Source organism: Pantoea sp. Cy-640 (assembly GCF_011752635.1).
Lineage (GTDB): Bacteria > Pseudomonadota > Gammaproteobacteria > Enterobacterales > Enterobacteriaceae > Pantoea > Pantoea dispersa.
In genome coordinates this window covers 51,887-68,017 of record NZ_VWXB01000002.1, presented here as the reverse complement: position 1 = coordinate 68,017, position 16,131 = coordinate 51,887, and the positions used below count along the sequence as shown (strand labels likewise).

14 protein-coding genes are annotated in these 16,131 nt (G+C 58.3%); 9 read left to right on the top strand and 5 right to left on the bottom strand.

All coding sequences use genetic code 11. The features are described from left to right. Nucleotides 1-5 precede the first annotated feature (5 nt). The 4 genes from F3J36_RS05835 to F3J36_RS05820 all read left to right on the top strand — a co-directional run bounded on the left by F3J36_RS05835 (nt 6) and on the right by F3J36_RS05820 (nt 4,701). Entirely contained in the window at nt 6-221 is a 216-nt protein-coding gene (locus tag F3J36_RS05835) for a hypothetical protein (RefSeq protein ID WP_227746467.1), read from the top strand. A gap of 638 nt (nt 222-859) precedes the next feature. Continuing rightward, nucleotides 860-1,624, top strand: coding sequence for an A24 family peptidase (locus F3J36_RS05830; protein WP_088517265.1), 765 nt, complete (start codon nt 860-862; stop codon nt 1,622-1,624). Between the two features lie 215 nt (nt 1,625-1,839). Next, nucleotides 1,840-3,222 (top strand): diaminobutyrate--2-oxoglutarate transaminase, encoded by a 1,383-nt coding sequence (locus F3J36_RS05825; RefSeq protein WP_021509096.1) that lies wholly within the window; start codon nt 1,840-1,842, stop codon nt 3,220-3,222. 12 nt (nt 3,223-3,234) lie between these two features. Next, entirely contained in the window at nt 3,235-4,701 is a 1,467-nt protein-coding gene (locus F3J36_RS05820) for an aspartate aminotransferase family protein (RefSeq protein ID WP_166719170.1), read from the top strand. Between the two features lie 83 nt (nt 4,702-4,784). Here the strand turns inward: F3J36_RS05820 and F3J36_RS05815 are convergent, their stop codons facing one another. Next, on the bottom strand, nt 4,785-5,177 hold the full coding sequence (locus F3J36_RS05815; RefSeq protein WP_058770208.1) for a RidA family protein: 393 nt from the start codon (nt 5,175-5,177) through the stop codon (nt 4,785-4,787). Between the two features lie 129 nt (nt 5,178-5,306). On the opposite strand from F3J36_RS05815, the gene F3J36_RS05810 reads away from it, so the two are divergent. Continuing rightward, on the top strand, nt 5,307-5,909 hold the full coding sequence (locus tag F3J36_RS05810; RefSeq protein WP_021509093.1) for a TetR/AcrR family transcriptional regulator: 603 nt from the start codon (nt 5,307-5,309) through the stop codon (nt 5,907-5,909). Here the strand turns inward: F3J36_RS05810 and F3J36_RS05805 are convergent. Beyond that, nucleotides 5,890-6,801, bottom strand: a complete 912-nt coding sequence (locus F3J36_RS05805; protein ID WP_166719169.1) for a LysR substrate-binding domain-containing protein — start codon at nt 6,799-6,801, stop codon at nt 5,890-5,892. The genes F3J36_RS05810 and F3J36_RS05805 overlap by 20 nt on opposite strands. A gap of 97 nt (nt 6,802-6,898) precedes the next feature. On the opposite strand from F3J36_RS05805, the gene F3J36_RS05800 reads away from it, so the two are divergent. After that, nucleotides 6,899-7,762: an aldo/keto reductase family oxidoreductase gene (locus tag F3J36_RS05800; RefSeq protein ID WP_166719168.1), complete on the top strand. Its 864-nt coding sequence runs from the start codon at nt 6,899-6,901 to the stop codon at nt 7,760-7,762. 14 nt (nt 7,763-7,776) lie between these two features. Here the strand turns inward: F3J36_RS05800 and F3J36_RS05795 are convergent, their stop codons facing one another. Beyond that, nucleotides 7,777-9,270 (bottom strand): PLP-dependent aminotransferase family protein, encoded by a 1,494-nt coding sequence (locus F3J36_RS05795; protein ID WP_211072895.1) that lies wholly within the window; start codon nt 9,268-9,270, stop codon nt 7,777-7,779. Nucleotides 9,271-9,379: 109 nt separating this feature from the next. On the opposite strand from F3J36_RS05795, the gene gabT reads away from it, so the two are divergent. Together gabT and gabP are read left to right on the top strand one after the other, a co-directional pair. After that, on the top strand, nt 9,380-10,633 hold the full coding sequence (gabT, locus tag F3J36_RS05790) for a 4-aminobutyrate--2-oxoglutarate transaminase (RefSeq protein ID WP_166719167.1): 1,254 nt from the start codon (nt 9,380-9,382) through the stop codon (nt 10,631-10,633). Between the two features lie 104 nt (nt 10,634-10,737). Next, nucleotides 10,738-12,135: a GABA permease gene (gene gabP / locus F3J36_RS05785; protein WP_166719166.1), complete on the top strand. Its 1,398-nt coding sequence runs from the start codon at nt 10,738-10,740 to the stop codon at nt 12,133-12,135. Nucleotides 12,136-12,166: 31 nt separating this feature from the next. Here gabP and F3J36_RS05780 read toward each other — a convergent pair whose 3' ends face one another. After that, complete coding sequence (locus tag F3J36_RS05780; protein WP_166719165.1) at nt 12,167-12,487, bottom strand: hypothetical protein; 321 nt, start codon at nt 12,485-12,487, stop codon at nt 12,167-12,169. A 172-nt stretch (nt 12,488-12,659) separates the two neighbouring features. On the opposite strand from F3J36_RS05780, the gene F3J36_RS05775 reads away from it, so the two are divergent. Further along, nucleotides 12,660-13,952, top strand: coding sequence for a glycoside hydrolase family 10 protein (locus F3J36_RS05775; RefSeq protein ID WP_166719475.1), 1,293 nt, complete (start codon nt 12,660-12,662; stop codon nt 13,950-13,952). A 40-nt stretch (nt 13,953-13,992) separates the two neighbouring features. Here F3J36_RS05775 and F3J36_RS05770 read toward each other — a convergent pair whose 3' ends face one another. Beyond that, nucleotides 13,993-15,852: a hypothetical protein gene (locus F3J36_RS05770; RefSeq protein WP_166719164.1), complete on the bottom strand. Its 1,860-nt coding sequence runs from the start codon at nt 15,850-15,852 to the stop codon at nt 13,993-13,995. Nucleotides 15,853-16,131: the final 279 nt, after the last annotated feature.

Genomic DNA, 16,131 nt, shown 5'->3' with positions numbered 1-16,131 from the left:
GGAGAATGATGATGAGAACCGCGACTGACAGACTTTCACAGGCAGCACTACGCCGGCATCACATTGGCGTGAAAACAAAAGGATTGCGTTTCCGCGGTGAGCTGTATGTGTTTCGCTATAACGCCGGCCATTACGACGTGTTTCGCAACAGCGAATGGGTGATGTCGCTCGCCACCAGCAATGTGCTGGAAGCCATGCAGCAGTTTAAACAGAGCCAGTAAATTCGCTGGCTCATTGATTGGATTAGTATCTGTCTCCGCTGGCGTATTGGTTAGAATGTTGCCAGTCTCAGCTGGCCCATCGATTGGATTTTTGCCTGTCTTCGCATCGATTAGGTCATTGCCTGCCCACAGCATTCAGGCATCCCCCGCTTATATCTCCTCTGTTCTCTGGAACCCGCTCGTAAATCCTGCAGCAAATCGCTGCAACGCCGCTTTGCTGCTCGCCACGCCGTCTCCACCGGCGTATTGTGCCTCTCGCACACCGGCCAGGGTTGGCGACAGATCGCGGTGCGCATAAATGCGCACCCTACAGGTTTTGTAGGGTCGCCAAACCGCACAGAACTGGTAGCGGCGCGATTTCGCGGTGCGTATAAATACGCGCCCGGCGAAACCTGTAGGGTCGCCATTTATGGCGACCTCTGCCGTCAAACCGCACAAATCCGTAGCGGCGCGATTTATCGCGCAAACAGGTTACGCGGCACCTTTATGCCAACCTGTCGTGCAACCTGGCAAAAAATCGCCCCGCTTACACCGGTACGCATCAATGCGCTCCCACGGTAACCGCGCCATGATCTGCACGATCGCCATTCGTGGCGACAGAAAAACCCAACGCTGCATGGACAGCAGGAGAAAACCTCATGGAAATCGCTTACTGGCTGATCGGTACACTGCTGGCGCTGTGCGTCGGCAGCTTTCTCAACGTAGTCATTTATCGCCTGCCACAGCAGGTAATGAACCCGCAACCCGGCATTCCCCTGCTGCTGCCGCGCTCGCACTGCCCACACTGCCAGAACACGCTGCGCGCGATCGATATGCTGCCGCTGCTGAGCTGGCTGCTATTGCGCGGACGCTGTCGCTACTGCCACCACCCGGTGAGCCTGCGCTACCCGCTGACGGAACTGCTCACCGCCGCGATCAGCCTGGCGCTGGCCTGGCTGCTGCCGCCCGATAGCCGCCTGCCTGCCGCCCTGCTGCTCGCCTGGATTCTGCTGGCGCTAACCCTCATCGACATTGAGCATCTGCTGTTGCCGGACGCTCTCACCCTCTCGCTGCTGTGGCTGGGTCTGTTGCTTAAAGCGCTGCACTGGCTGCCCGGAACGCTGCATGACGCGGTGTTCGGCGCAGTAGCGGGATACAGCGCGCTGTGGCTAGTGGGTGGACTCTATCAGCTGATAAAAAAGCGCCCCGGCCTCGGTGGCGGAGACGCCAAACTGCTGGCTGCGCTGGGTGCCTGGCTCGGCTGGGCGCTTTTACCCTTTGTGCTGTTACTGGCTTGCACAGGCGCAATTTTGTTTGTTCTGCTTGCCCGATTAGGCTGGCAACGCGAGCTGTATCACGTGCTGCCCTTTGGTCCGTGGCTGGCACTGGCGGGCATAAGTCTTTTTATTCACACGATTATTTAATCGCCTGTTCATATCGCGGCGCTAAAATAAGTGGCCAGTTTCTGTCCAACATCCTGATTCCTATATGAAAAGAATAAACAATTCTAAACAAAATTAATCATTGTGATGTGCGTCAAAAGGCTCTATATTGGCCGCGTTTTTTGAGCCACTGATACTTTTTTGTTCAACTAGTCAATCGGCCAGCCTGTTCGAGCCCCGGTTGAAGGAGAGATATGATGACGGATAAAGTCCGTATTGATACTTTTGGTGCCAACTCATTCAACGGAAACAACGACGCATTCTTAGCCCGTCAGGCTGAGTTTGAATCAAACGTCAGGAGTTACCCGCGCAAGTTGCCTTTAGCGATTGCCAAAGCCAATGGCGTGTGGATTACGGATGTTGAAAACAAACAATATCTTGACTGTCTGGCTGGCGCAGGGACGCTGGCACTTGGTCATAACCATCCTGATGTTCTGCAGAGCATCCAAAATGTCATTACCAGCGGCTTGCCGTTACATACTCTTGATCTGACAACGCCTCTGAAAGATCAGTTCTCCGAATCTCTGCTCTCGCTGCTGCCAGGTCAGGGTAAAGAGTACTGCCTGCAGTTCACCGGTCCATCCGGTGCTGATGCCGTTGAAGCGGCGCTGAAGCTGGCGAAAAAAGTCACCGGCCGCAGCGGCGTAATCAGCTTCTCTGGCGGTTACCACGGGATGACGCACGGCGCGCTGTCCGTGACCGGCAACCTGTCGCCGAAAGAAGCGGTTGACGGCATGATGCCTGAAGTGCAGTTCATGCCTTACCCGCACCTGTACCGTTGCCCGCTGGGCCTCGGTGGCGAAGCTGGCGTGAAAGCCCTGACCTACTACTTCGAAAACCTGATCAACGACGTTGAAAGCGGCGTGCGTAAGCCTGCGGCCGTGATCCTCGAAGCGGTACAGGGTGAAGGCGGTGTGAACCCGGCGCCGGCTGAGTGGCTGCAGCGCATCCGCAAAGTGACGCAGGAACACGGCATTCTGCTGATCCTCGACGAAGTCCAGGCTGGCTTTGCCCGTACCGGTAAGTTCTTTGCCTTCGAACACGCGGGCATTGAGCCAGACATCATCGTGATGTCTAAAGCGGTGGGCGGCGGTCTGCCTCTGGCCGTGCTGGGTATCAAAAAGCAGTTTGACGCCTGGTCACCTGGCCACCACACCGGCACCTTCCGCGGCAACCAGCTGGCGATGGCAACCGGTCTGGCGACGCTGAAGATCCTGACCGAGCAGAATATCGCCGGCAAAGTAGCAGAACAGGGTGAATGGCTGAAAGCCCAGCTGAACGCGATGGCGAAACGCTTCCCGGTTATTGGTCACGTACGCGGCCTCGGGATGATGATCGGTATCGAAATCGTTAAGCCACACGAGCCAGCTGACCACATGGGCAGTTTCCCGGCCGACGGCGAACTCTCTGCACTGCTGCAGAAAAAATGCTTCGAAGCCGGTCTGATTCTGGAGCGTGGCGGTCGTCACGGTGCGGTACTGCGCCTGCTACCATCACTGCTGATCAGCAACGAAGAGCTGGCCGTGTTCCTGGATAAATTTGAGCAGGCGCTGCTGGGCGCTGGCGTCAAACCTGTTTGACTGGAAGAGTAAATGTCTGAAGTAAACCCGATTCTGGCCGCCTCGGCCCCGAGCATTGAGGCGTACCAGCAGGCGATTGCCCAGAGCAGCGCCGCGGTTGTGCAGTGGCTGCAACAGCCTGAGATGTACCAGGGCAAAACGGTTGCCGAACTGCGCGAGCGTATCACGCTCGACTTCAATCCAAACGGCCTGGGCAACCAGGCCGCGATTGAACGTGCGATTGAATATTTCCTCAAAGACAGTCTGGCGGTGCACCATCCGCAGTGCGTTGCGCACCTGCACTGTCCGAGCCTGGTGGTAAGCCAGGCGGCTGAAGTGCTGATCAACGCCACTAACCAGAGCATGGATTCGTGGGATCAGAGCCCTTCTGCCACCATTATTGAAATCAAACTGATTGAGTGGCTGCGTGCGCAGGTTGGCTATCCGGCCGGTGATGCGGGCGTGTTCACCAGCGGCGGTACGCAGAGCAACCTGATGGGCCTGATGCTGGCACGTGACGCTTTCTATGCGCGTCAGGGCCATTCCGTGCAGCAGCACGGCATCACTGGCGATCTGCGTAAGATCAAAGTGCTGTGCTCAGAAAATGCCCACTTCTCCGTGCAGAAGAACATGGCGCTGCTGGGCCACGGCTATCAGTCTGTGGTGCAGGTTAAGTCCGATCAGTACGCCCGTATGGACGTGAATGACCTGAAAGCCAAACTGGCGCAGGCTGAAGCCAACGGTGAACAGATCCTGGCGATCGTCGCGACGGCAGGCACCACCGATGCCGGCGCCATCGATCCGCTGCGTGAGATCGCAGCCATCGCCGCTGAGCACAACATCTGGGTGCACGTGGATGCGGCCTGGGGCGGTGCGCTGCTGCTGTCTGAAAAGTATCGTCATTACCTGGATGGTCTGGAGCTGGTGGATTCCGTCACCCTCGACTTCCACAAACAATACTTCCAGACCATCAGTTGCGGCGCGTTCCTGCTGAAAGACGCGCGTCACTATGAGCTGATGCGTTATCAGGCGGCTTACCTGAACTCCGAGTTCGATGAAGAAGCTGGCGTGCCGAACCTGGTGTCCAAATCACTGCAGACCACGCGTCGTTTCGATGCGCTGAAACTGTGGATGGGTCTGGAAGCGCTGGGTCAGAAACAGTACGCCGCGATTATCGACCACGGCGTGAGCCTGGCACAGGACGTCGCGCAGTTCGTTGAATCTGAGCCGCGTCTGGAACTGGTAATGCAGCCACAGCTGGCCAGCGTGCTGTTCCGCTATCGTCCAGAACAGCTGAGCGACAGCGCGCAGATCGCCCTGTTCAACCAGCGTATCGGCGATGCGCTGCTGGAATCTGGCCGCGCTAACGTCGGTGTGACCGAGCATGCAGGCGTGACCTGCCTGAAGCTGACGCTGCTGAACCCGACCGTCACGCTGGAAGACATCAAGCTGCTGCTGGCGCTGGTAGAAAAAACTGCTGATCAACTGCTGAGCGCCTGATTAGGCGTGAAGTGAACAAGCCGCTAACCGGCAACGGTTAGCGGCTTTTTTTATAGCTTAAAAACAGATCGCCGCACGCTGGCTCACTGCGGAATGCGCGCAATTACCTTGATTTCGAAATCATAGCCCGCCAGCCAGTTGACGCCCACCGCCGTCCAGTTGGGATAAGGCTCATCGCCGAAGAAGCGCAGCCGGACTTCGTTCACCGTGGCGAACTGCGCTTCCGGATCGGTATGAAACGTAGTGACGTCAACTACGTCATCAAAACTGCAACCGGCGGCCTTCAGCACCGCCGCGAGATTGGTAAATGCCTGATTAACCTGACGCGTAAAATCGGGCTCGGCGGTGCCATCATCACGGCTGCCCACCTGGCCGGAAACAAACAGCAGATCGCCGGAGCGAATCGCCGCAGAGTATTTATTGATGTTGTACAACGCCTGACGGCCCGCTGGAAAAACAGCATCGCGTTTGTTCATAATCGTACTCCTGAAGATGAGTGAAGAAAGCGGGTTAGCTATGCCCGTTTTCGCTTTAACATACGCCGCGTATGTATTACTATGTTTTACATACGCGGCGTATGTCAATGCAAAATTTAAGGAACAGCGATGGCAGCCAGACGACGGGCAGACCAGGTGGAAGAGACGCGCGGCAAACTGATTGCCGCTGCACGACGCGCGTTCGCGCAGAAAGGTTACAGTGAAGCGTCAATGGATGACCTCACGGCAGCCGCCGGGCTGACGCGCGGTGCGCTGTATCATAATTTCGGCGATAAGAAAGGGTTACTACAGGCGGTCATTGACCAGATTGATGGCGAGATTCTTGAGCAGATGCGCGCAGCCGGACAGCAGTATCACACTCGCTGGCACGCGTTTCTGGCGGAAGCCATTACCTATATCGAGATGTCGCTGGAGCCGGAAGTCCAGCGCATCATGCTGCTGGACGGCCCGGCGGTGCTGGGCGATCCGTCGCGCTGGCCTAATCAGACCGCCTGTCTGCGCACCACCGCCGCCATGCTGGCGGAGCTGATTGAGGAAGGTACGGTGAAACCGGTCGATACCGAAGCGGCGGCGCAGCTGGTCAACGGCGCCGCGCTCAATGCCGCGCTGTGGATTGCTGCTGCCGATGAGCCGGTTGCGGCGCTGCCGCGTGCGGTGCAGGCCTTCCGGCTGCTGGTTTCCGGGCTGCTGGTCAACCCGGCGTCGCATTGAGTTCGCGTATCCAGCTGAGAAACGCCTGCAGCGGTGCCGGGATCAGCCGGCGGTCGTTGTAATACAGCCACAGGCCGGGAAAGCTGAGCCACCAGTCGGCAAGAATCGGTTGCAGACTGCCGTTGGCCAGCGCCGGCTTCAGCCAGTCCTCAAACAGATACACTACGCCGGCACCGGCGATGGCCGTTGACACCGTCAGCTCCATCGCCGCACCGATGCTGCAAATCAGCGGCCCCTGCGGCTGTAGCGTGATGCGTTCCGCGCCGCGGCTGAACTCCCATTCGGCCGTCACCCCGGTGGCATAACGACCATACAGACAGCGATGCTGCATCAGGTCGCGCGGATGCTGCGGCGTACCGTAAGCCGCCAGATAGGCCGGCGCCGCGGCCGCGGCAAAGCGCTGCACGCGCGGACCAATCGGCAGCGCCACCATATCCTGCTCCAGATGATCGTCGTAACGGATACCGGCATCGCAGCTGTCGCGAAAAATGTCCTGCACATTACTTTCCGCCACAATCTCCAGCCGGATGTCGGGATAGCGCTGCAAAAATCCCGGCACAATCGCCGGTAATACCAGCCGCGCCGCGCTGACCGGCACGTTCAGCCGCAGCGTGCCGCCCGGCGTGTCACGGAACGTGTTCAGGGCATCCAGCGCCGCATCCACTTCGTTCATGGCGGGCAGCAGCCGTGACATCAGCGCCCGGCCCGCTTCGGTCAGTACCACCGTTCGCGTGGTGCGATTGAACAGCCGAACGCCCAGTTGCTCTTCGGCGCGCCGCACCGCATCACTCAAACGCGACGGATTGCTGCCGCTCATGCGCGCCGCCTCGCGAAATCCACCGACTTTTGCCACCGCCACTACCGCATGCAGCAACGCCATATCCAGCGCCATTGTGCGTCACTCCGTACAGTCTGTCCTGATTTACACGGATAGTCGCACAGCACCGTTGTGATTACAATTTAAACACTATCCGATGAAGGAGGTTTACATGTCACAGGCTACAACTACTTATACGCTGGGCGACCGTCAGGTTGCCCGTCTCGGCTACGGTGCCATGCAGCTGGCCGGTCCCGGCGTATTTGGCCCGCCAAAAGATGAGGCCCGCGCGCTACAGGTGCTGCGCGATGCCGTGGCTGCCGGTGTCAATCACATCGACACCAGTGATTTTTACGGCCCGCACATCACCAATCAGCTGATCAAAAAAGCGCTCTATCCTTACCCCGACGATCTGCTGCTGGTGACCAAAGTGGGTGCCCGACGTGATGCCAAAGGCGGCTGGCTGCCCGCCAGCACGCCGGAGGAACTGACGCAGGCGGTTGAAGATAACCTGCGTAATCTGGGGCTCGACGTGCTGGAGGTCGTCAATTTACGCTCGATGCTGAGCGTTCATGGGCCAGCAGAAGGATCGCTGGAGCCGCAAATCGAGGCTATGATTAAACTGCAGCAGCGTGGCCTGATTCGGCACATTGGCCTGAGCAACGTGACCGCCAGTCAGGTGGCGCAGGCACTGCAGATGACGCCGATTGCCTGCGTACAGAATCTGTATAACCTCGCCAATCGTCAGGATGAGGCGCTGATCGACCAGCTGGCGGCGCAGGGCATTCCCTACGTGCCGTTCTTTCCGCTCGGCGGTTTTTCGCCGCTGCAGTCGGAACAGCTCAGCGCGGTGGCCAGCACGCTCAACGCCAGTACGCTGCAGGTGGCACTCGCCTGGCTGTTGCAACGCTCAGATAATATTCTGCTGATTCCCGGCACCTCCTCGCCGCAGCATCTGCAGCAGAATCTGGCCAGCGCGGCGCTGACGCTGAGCCCGGAGGTGGTTGCGCAACTGGACGGCATTGGTCGGGCGTAAGGCACACGCCGGGGCTATCCCCGCCCGGCGATGCCCGCTTCTATCAGGCAGGCTTTGAGCACACCAAACGCATCCTGGCACTGGCGCTCATCCACGCAGGCGTAACCGAGCAGCAGACCGCGTCGCTCCTGCGGATGCATGTAGTATTGCGACAGCGGCCGCACCTTCACGCCGCGTCGCAGCGCCAGCGCGGCAATCGCCACATCATCACAGCCCGCGGGCAGATTCAGCACCAGATGCAGCCCGGCTTCATGATTGACCACCGGCATGAATGCCGCGCCCAGGTAGCGCTCAATCAGCGTCATCATAAAGCGCCGGCGCTGACTGTAGAGTTTGCGCATGCGGCGGATGTGCGTCATGTAGTGGCCTTTCTGAATAAACTCCGCCAGCGCGCGCTGCACCAGCAGATGCCCGCCGCGATAGAGTTCGGCCGCCGCCACCCGCAGCGGCTGTGCCAGCGCTTTTGGCACCACCAGATAGCCGAGACGCAGCGCGGGATAGAGCGTTTTACTGAAGGTGCCCATATAGATCACCGGCGCATCCGGCTCAAAGCCCTGCAGCGAGGGGAATGGCTGGCCGGCGAAGCGAAATTCGCTGTCATAGTCATCTTCCACCAGCCAGCTTTTGTGTTTGCGCGCCAGGTCGAGCAGCTGTCTGCGCCGCTCCAGACTGAGATGCACACCCAGCGGATACTGGTGTGACGGTGTCACAAAAATCATCTTCGGCGCTTTGCTGCGCGGTGCCAGCTCCGGGATAATGCCCTGTTCATCCACCGCTTTGGCCTGAATTTTTAGCCCGTTAATGCGTAACAGGTTGCGCGTGCCCCAGTAGCCTGGCTCCTCGATCCACACCGGATCGCCCGCGTCGCACAGTACGCGCGTCACCAGATCCACCGCCTGATGAATGCCTTCAGTAATGATGATTTGATCGGCGTCGGCACGCACCGAGCGCGCCACGCTGAGATACTCAGCCAGCGCCTGGCGCAGCTGCGGACAGCCGCCGTTACTGCTGTAAATCAGCCGCTCGATGTCGGGTTCGCGATTCAGCCGCGACTGAATCTGGCTAAACAACTTATGCGGAAACTCACGCACATCCGGCGCGCCGGGCACAAATGCGCCCCACTGATAAGGCGAGGCATTGGCGTGACCGAGCAGCGTGGCGCCGCGTTTTGAAATCGCCGCCGGTTTACTCATCAGGGGTTCACTGAGCGGCAGCGCCGGCGCGCTGTTGAGGCACCCTTCCGGCAGGTTTTCTGCAATCCAGGTGCCGCTGCCGGTGCGCGCGCTGACATATCCCTGCGCGACCAGATTTTCATAAACGTTTAGCACCGTATTACGCGACACCGCCAGCTCGCGCGCTAAATCACGCGTCGCTGGCAGGCGTGAGCCGCGCGGGAAAATGCCCTCTACAATCGCCGCCTGCATGCAGTGCAGCAGGCGCTGCTGCAGCGTGCCTTCCGCGACAAACTGTAGTCGTTCCAATACATGATCGGCGTACAAACTCCGCAATTGGCTCCATCCTTCTCAGTGAAATTGGCTCTGGCAACCGCGCTCAGTGCAGGCATAAATAAGCGTGTTTGTCGTGATTTGTAAAGACGCTTATCGCTAAGGAAAGGTTATGGAAGGTAAAAACAGCCAGTTGCAACAACGCAAAGATGACGCGCTGCCGCGCGGCACCGGTAATCTTTGTCAGTGGTATGTCGATCAGGCCGAAAACGCCACGCTGCGTGACGTTGAGGGTAATAGCTGGATTGATTTCGCCGGCGGCATCGCGGTGCTCAACACCGGCCACCGTCATTCGCGCATCGTGCAGGCCATTGCCGATCAGTTAGCAAAATTCACCCATACCGCATTCCAGATAACGCCGTATGAGAGCTATGTGGCGCTGGCGGAACGCATCAATCAGCGGGTACCAATTGCCGGTAAAGCCAAAACCGCCTTTTTCACCACCGGCGCTGAAGCGGTAGAGAATGCGGTTAAAGTGGCGCGCGCCGCCACCCGTCGTCACGGCATCATCACCTTCGGTAACGCCTTTCACGGCCGCACCTTCATGACCATGGCGATGACCGGCAAAGTGGCCCCTTACAAGCGCGATTTTGGCCCGATGCCGGCCTCGGTGTTTCACGCCCGCTACCCTAACGCAGTGACCGGCATCAGCGTTGAGGACGCTATCGCCAGCCTGCACGATCTGTTCAGCCACGACATCGCACCGCAGGATGTGGCCGCCATTGTGCTGGAACCGGTACAGGGCGAAGGCGGTTTCCACATCGCGCCGGCAGAGTTTCTTACGCAGCTGCGCGCGCTGGCCGATGAGCACGGCATCCTGCTGATTGCCGATGAGGTACAGAGCGGATTTGCCCGCACCGGCAAGCTGTTTGCCATGGAGCACTACAGCGTGCAGCCCGATCTCATCACCATGGCGAAAAGTCTGGCGGGCGGTATGCCGCTGTCGGCGGTGAGCGGTCGCGCTGGCATCATGGATGCGCCCGGTCCGGGCGGGCTGGGCGGTACCTACGCCGGCAATCCACTGTCGATTGCCGCCGCGCATGCGGTGCTGGATGTCATCGACGAAGAACAGCTGTGCCAGCGCGCCAGCGACCTGGGCGCGACGCTGAGCGAACTGCTGCACCGCGCGCGCCGCGCTAACGCGTCGATTACCGACGTGCGTGCGCTGGGCTCAATGGTAGCCGTGGAGTTTGCCAGTGCGCAGCAGGCGCAGGCGCTGCAGCAACAGGCGATGGCACGCGGTCTGCTGCTGCTGACCTGTGGCCCGCAGGGTAACGTGATCCGCTTCCTCTATCCGCTCACCATTCCGGATGCCCAGTTCCGTCAGGCGCTGGATATTCTCGACAGCCTGCTCAGCCAGCCTTAGCGTTCCACCCATTGTCCGATCGCTTGCCTGCCGCGCGCAGGCAAGTTTCACCTGCATAACAGGCGGGGTCTGCCCTGCCTGAGAGACGATCTGGAGAGATATTGATGACTGCTCAGAATGCCGATGTACTGGCTCAAAGCCTGAAACCCCGCCACGTGCGCATGCTGTCGATTGCCGGAGTAATTGGTGCCGGGCTGTTCGTCGGTTCCGGCCATGCGATTGCCGAAGCCGGACCGGCGGTGCTGCTGGCCTATGTCGCCGCCGGCGCGCTGGTGGTGCTGATTATGCGCATGCTGGCGGAGATGGCGGTCGCCTCACCGGACTCCGGCTCCTTCTCCACTTACGCCGACAAATCCCTTGGCCGCTGGGCTGGGTTTACCATCGGCTGGCTTTACTGGTGGTTCTGGGTACTGGTGATCCCGCTGGAGGCCAACGCCGCCGGCACCATTCTGCACGGCTGGTTCCCGCAGGTGGCGGTGTGGGAATACACGCTGGCGATCACCAGCTTCCTGACCATCAGCAACCTGTTCAGCGTGAAAAACTACGGTGAGTTTGAGTTCTGGTTCGCGCTGCTGAAAGTGGTGGCTATCGTCGCCTTTCTTTGTGCCGGCAGCCTGGCGCTGTTTGGCCTGCTGCCCGGCAGCAGCACGCAGGGTATTTCACATCTGTACGACACTCACGGCTTCATGCCTAACGGGATCAGTGCCGTGCTCGCCGCCATTCTTACCACCATGTTCTCTTTCATGGGCACGGAAATCGTCACCATTGCCGCCGCCGAATCTAACGAACCGCGCAAGCAAATCACCCACGCCACCAACTCGGTGATCTGGCGTATCGCGCTGTTTTATCTGCTGTCGATCTTTCTGGTGGTGGCGCTGGTGCCGTGGAATACGCCGTCGCTGATGAAAGCCGGGTCTTACCAGACGGCGATGGAGATGATGAACGTGCCGTATGCCCGGCAGATTGTCGATGTGGTGGTGCTGATCGCGGTATGCAGCTGTCTCAATTCTGCGCTTTACACCGCGTCGCGCATGCTCTATTCCCTGTCGCGTCGTCAGGATGCGCCAGCGGCGGCCTCGCGCACCACGCGCAGCGGCACGCCATGGGTCGCAGTGCTGATGTCTACCGCCGCAGCATTTCTGGCGGTGATCGCCAACTATCTGGCGCCAAGCGCGGTGTTTGAGTTCCTGCTGGCCAGCTCCGGCGCCATTGCGCTGCTGGTTTATCTGGTCATTGCCGCTTCGCATCTGGTGCTGCGGAAAAAGCGCGAGGCGCGCGGCGAGCAGCTCAGCTATCGCATGTGGCTGTTCCCGGGTCTGACGTGGGCCACCATGGTGTTCATTGTTGGCGTACTGACGTCAATGCTGTTCAATGCACAGCATCGTTCAGAAATTATCGCCACCGGGCTGTTGACGCTGCTGGTGCTGGTTGCCAGCCAGATAGTGCACCGCAAGCGCGCGGCGCGTAAAAACAGCGAGGAGATGGTAGCGCTGCGTTCGTAACGCTCGCCATGACGGGCACGGAAGCCCGCCGTTACTGCACATCAATACTGATCGACTCATCCGCCACGTTAATCGTCACGGTGCAGTGCGTCCACACCGGCTGCCCTTCAGTCATCTCATGTTCGATAAAGTATTGCTGAAAGTCTTTCAGCGCGGCACTGAGATCGCCAATCGCGCGCGCGTCCGGCTCGAACCAGTCCGGTTCGCCGTTTTCATCAAGGTAGTTAAACTGAAACTGCCCGCCCTCCTCATTGGCAAACAGCTCCGCCTGCACCACCAGCACCTGCGCGCCGTCGGGGCCACAGCTAAAAATGATCTGGCCAATGCGGCGATAAAGGTCTTCGTATTGCATAGTGAGAACTCCTGTAAGATGCGGGACGCGCGACAGCGCCGCGGCGGCATTCATCTCAGCCAATGTCTTGACATTATGTCTGAGGATCAGAGAATGAACGCCTGCGAATAACGGACTACAAGAAACGGAGTTTATCATAGCCTGTTCAGCGCGTTACCTCTCTGTTACCCACATTAAACGCGTCGCCCGTCTGCTGTCTGCCGTGCTGTTGCTGGCCAGCTGCGCCTCGGAGCCGCCAAAATCGCTGGTCACCCCGTTTCCGTCGCCGACCAAACCTTCTGTTCCGGCCAAACCCGCAGCGCAGACTGAACCAGTGCGCGGCGTCTGGCTCACCACGGTGTCGCGCCTCGACTGGCCGCCGATATCCTCCGTCACAGCCAGCCCGGCACTGCGTATCCGCCAGCAGCAGCAGGCACTGACGGCCAAACTGGATAAGCTGCATAGTCTGGGGATCAACACGGTGTTTTTCCAGGTGAAGCCCGATGGCACCGCCCTGTGGCGTTCGCGTATCCTGCCATGGTCCGATACCCTGACCGGCAACATCGGGCAGGATCCGGGTTACGATCCGCTGCAATTTATCCTCGACGAGGCGCACAAACGCGGTATGAAGGTGCATGCGTGGTTTAATCCTTATCGCGTGTCGACCAATACCAAACCTGCCACCGTGACGGCGTTAAACAACACGCTCCAGCTGCAGCCGGCCAGCGTGTTTGTGCTGCATCGCGACTGGATCCGCACCGCCAACGACCGCTTCGTGCTCGATCCGGGCATTCCGGCGGCACGCGACTGGATCACCAGCATCGTGGCGGAAGTAGTGTCAAACTACGCCATTGATGGCGTTCAGTTCGATGACTATTTCTACACGGAAACCGCGGCATCGCCGCTCAATGACAGCGCCACCTTCCGCCAGTACGGCGCGGGCTTTGCCAGCAAAGCCGACTGGCGGCGGCACAATACCCAGCTATTGATCGAACAGGTTTCCCGCACGATAAAACAGCTCAAGCCTGGCGTTGAGTTCGGCGTCAGCCCGGCGGGCGTCTGGCGTAATCTGTCGCACGATGCGGCCGGCTCCGATACGCGCGGTGCGGCGGCTTATGATGAAGCCTATGCCGACACGCGCCGCTGGGTGCAGCTTGGCCTGCTGGATTACATCGCGCCGCAGCTGTACTGGCCGTTTGCCCGCCAGGCTGCGCGCTATGACGTCCTGGCGCGCTGGTGGGCCAATGTGGTACAGCCAACCCACACCCGGCTTTACATCGGCGTGGCGCTGTATAAGGTGGGTGAAGCTTCAAAAAGTGAGCCGGACTGGACGGTTCAGGGCGGCGTTCCCGAACTGAAAAAACAGCTCGATCTGAATGAATCGCTGCCGCACATCGACGGCACCATTCTGTTTCGCGAAGATTACCTTAATCAGCCGCAGACGCAGCAGGCAGTCGATTATTTACGTCAGCGCTGGGGAAAATGAATTATTCAGGCCAGCAGAGGAATACTGCTGGCCTGAAGCGTTAGCGCGGGTTATCCGGATCGAGTAATTCAATACTGCGCGGCACGCCGTTCACGCGGACTTTCAGAAAACGGCGGGTGATCCACTTCCCCGCGGCATCCTGCTCCTGCCGTTCAAAAAACGGCCCACGCAGCAGCAGTTCTTTATTATTGTTGTAACCAAAGCCGACATCTTTATTGCCCACCCAGTGCTGTTCAAAGGCGACGACCGGCTGGTTGTCCAGCGCCGTGGCTTCTTCCGCACTGCAGGCGGTAAAACTTTTGCGGAAAATAAAACACTGACCGGACTGATAGCGATCGCGCCCGTTGGTTTCCACCAGCGCAATCGAGAAGCCGGTATAGGCCGCAATTTTAACGTACAGTTTGGTGTGTGCGCCTTTGCCCTCGATATGCACCTTAATTACGGGCGAGGAGCCTTCGCTGTACCAGCTGCCAATGGTGTTATCGTCGTTGCGCGCCTGCAGATAAATATGCGCCACGCCTTCCGGTGTCCGGTAGCTGTAATCGGTTTGCGTTTCCGACTGGGAAACATACTGCGCGCTGCCGACAATGCGCACGTGAATTTGTGAGGTGGCGTCGGAAAAATTAAATTCGCCGACGTAAAACCATTTCGCATCTTTGCCACGGTTATCCATGTGATGCTGCGAGGTGGTGAAGTCATAGCTCAGCGATCCCTGAATGATCGCGCCGAGATCGGAAATCTCCATCACGCCACGGTCGCCTTCCGCCAGCAGCGTCCATGGCTCAATACCCTCTTTGCTGAAGTCAAAGCCCGCGCTATCGCGGTGCACGCTTTTCTGGATAATCATCGCGCGGCAATAGCCCATTTTCATGGGATTTTGCGTCGATTCAATCACCAGCCCTTCAATGGTCCACTGGCCATTGGTGAGATCGCCGGCAAATTCGGAGTGCTCGATCCAGCCATTACGAATAAACGATTGCGTACAGCGCGGCAGATCGAATACCGGCTGTTTAGTACTGCGCTGCAAATTAAAGTTGGAGAGTTCAATCGCGGTCGAATGATCCCAGGCGCCTTTTTCCCGATCGGACCAGCGCGCATAGACAATACTGCCCTGACAGCCACGTGAATAAAACTGATCGATTTTACAGTCCAGCGTGTCAATCAGTTCCAGCGCCCGCCCGCCGAGGTAGCGAAACTCCATGCTGCTGACGCGCAGGAATTGTCCCCCAATAATACTGTTGGTAAAGAAGCCGACATTATTAAACGCCGTGCCGCCGTCTTCGCCGCTATCAGAACTCATGCCTTTCACCACAAAGCCGGAAATTTCCACATAGCGTGCGCGTACGCTGAAGAAATGAGTTTTGCGCGGTTTCGGTCCCCAGTTAAATTTCAGCGTGGTGGTGGGGAAATAACCGAAGTTGACCGGCGCGCCGGAGATCTTGAAGCGGTTAATCTCTCTGTCGCTGCCCAGCACTTCCGCTAAATCAAAGCCGGACAGGCTGAACTCACCGGCGGTAAAGCGAATGCCCGCGGAGGGTAAGACACGCTGCGACCATTTAAACATGCGGATCACCGCATCAATACAATCGGTGGTGCCATCGGCTATCGCGCCAAAATCCACCACCGTGACCGCGCTATAATCGAGGACCACTCTTTTCCAGCGCTTTTTACCGGACGTTACGAAATTTAGCCCGCCGTCATCGGGCGTGCTGTTGTCGGTGGCATCGTAGACAAACACGCCGCCGCCCATCCGGCTGCCACGGCTGTACTCCAGCACCGACGCAATTTCGCCAATCGAAACAGGTTCCTGTTTACGTAAATCGTCAATGGTATGTAATTGAATCACCGTCCCGGTAGCGGAAGGTGTGGTAGTGCTGGTGGTGCCAGATGTATTCGCCATGGTGTTCCCCATAAATTATTAACGTAATACGGCAGAGCATCAGCAGTATAAGTGATTGAAAATTAATATATTGACCTGTACCAGCTTATACGGGAGCTTTTCAGCGGGGTGATTTACCGGAACAGAATAACGATATGATTCCGTAAGGAAAGCGAAGCGACAAAAATACATTTTACAGATTTATCGCAGAATAATTGTGGTAATCGCCGGTACGAACGTTCTGATTAATTTGACTTACGAAGAAGAATGGCTTGAATTATCGAAATATTTCCCCCGATC

Coding starts and splice junctions, on each gene's coding strand:
- F3J36_RS05835 (WP_227746467.1), top strand. CDS start 6: ATGATGATGAGAACCGCGACTGACAGACTTTCACAGGCAGCACTACGC.
- F3J36_RS05820 (WP_166719170.1), top strand. CDS start 3,235: ATGTCTGAAGTAAACCCGATTCTGGCCGCCTCGGCCCCGAGCATTGAG.
- F3J36_RS05810 (WP_021509093.1), top strand. CDS start 5,307: ATGGCAGCCAGACGACGGGCAGACCAGGTGGAAGAGACGCGCGGCAAA.
- F3J36_RS05830 (WP_088517265.1), top strand. CDS start 860: ATGGAAATCGCTTACTGGCTGATCGGTACACTGCTGGCGCTGTGCGTC.
- gabT (WP_166719167.1), top strand. CDS start 9,380: ATGGAAGGTAAAAACAGCCAGTTGCAACAACGCAAAGATGACGCGCTG.
- F3J36_RS05815 (WP_058770208.1), bottom strand. CDS start 5,177: ATGAACAAACGCGATGCTGTTTTTCCAGCGGGCCGTCAGGCGTTGTAC.
- F3J36_RS05825 (WP_021509096.1), top strand. CDS start 1,840: ATGACGGATAAAGTCCGTATTGATACTTTTGGTGCCAACTCATTCAAC.
- F3J36_RS05800 (WP_166719168.1), top strand. CDS start 6,899: ATGTCACAGGCTACAACTACTTATACGCTGGGCGACCGTCAGGTTGCC.
- F3J36_RS05770 (WP_166719164.1), bottom strand. CDS start 15,852: ATGGCGAATACATCTGGCACCACCAGCACTACCACACCTTCCGCTACC.
- F3J36_RS05780 (WP_166719165.1), bottom strand. CDS start 12,487: ATGCAATACGAAGACCTTTATCGCCGCATTGGCCAGATCATTTTTAGC.
- F3J36_RS05805 (WP_166719169.1), bottom strand. CDS start 6,801: ATGGCGCTGGATATGGCGTTGCTGCATGCGGTAGTGGCGGTGGCAAAA.
- gabP (WP_166719166.1), top strand. CDS start 10,738: ATGACTGCTCAGAATGCCGATGTACTGGCTCAAAGCCTGAAACCCCGC.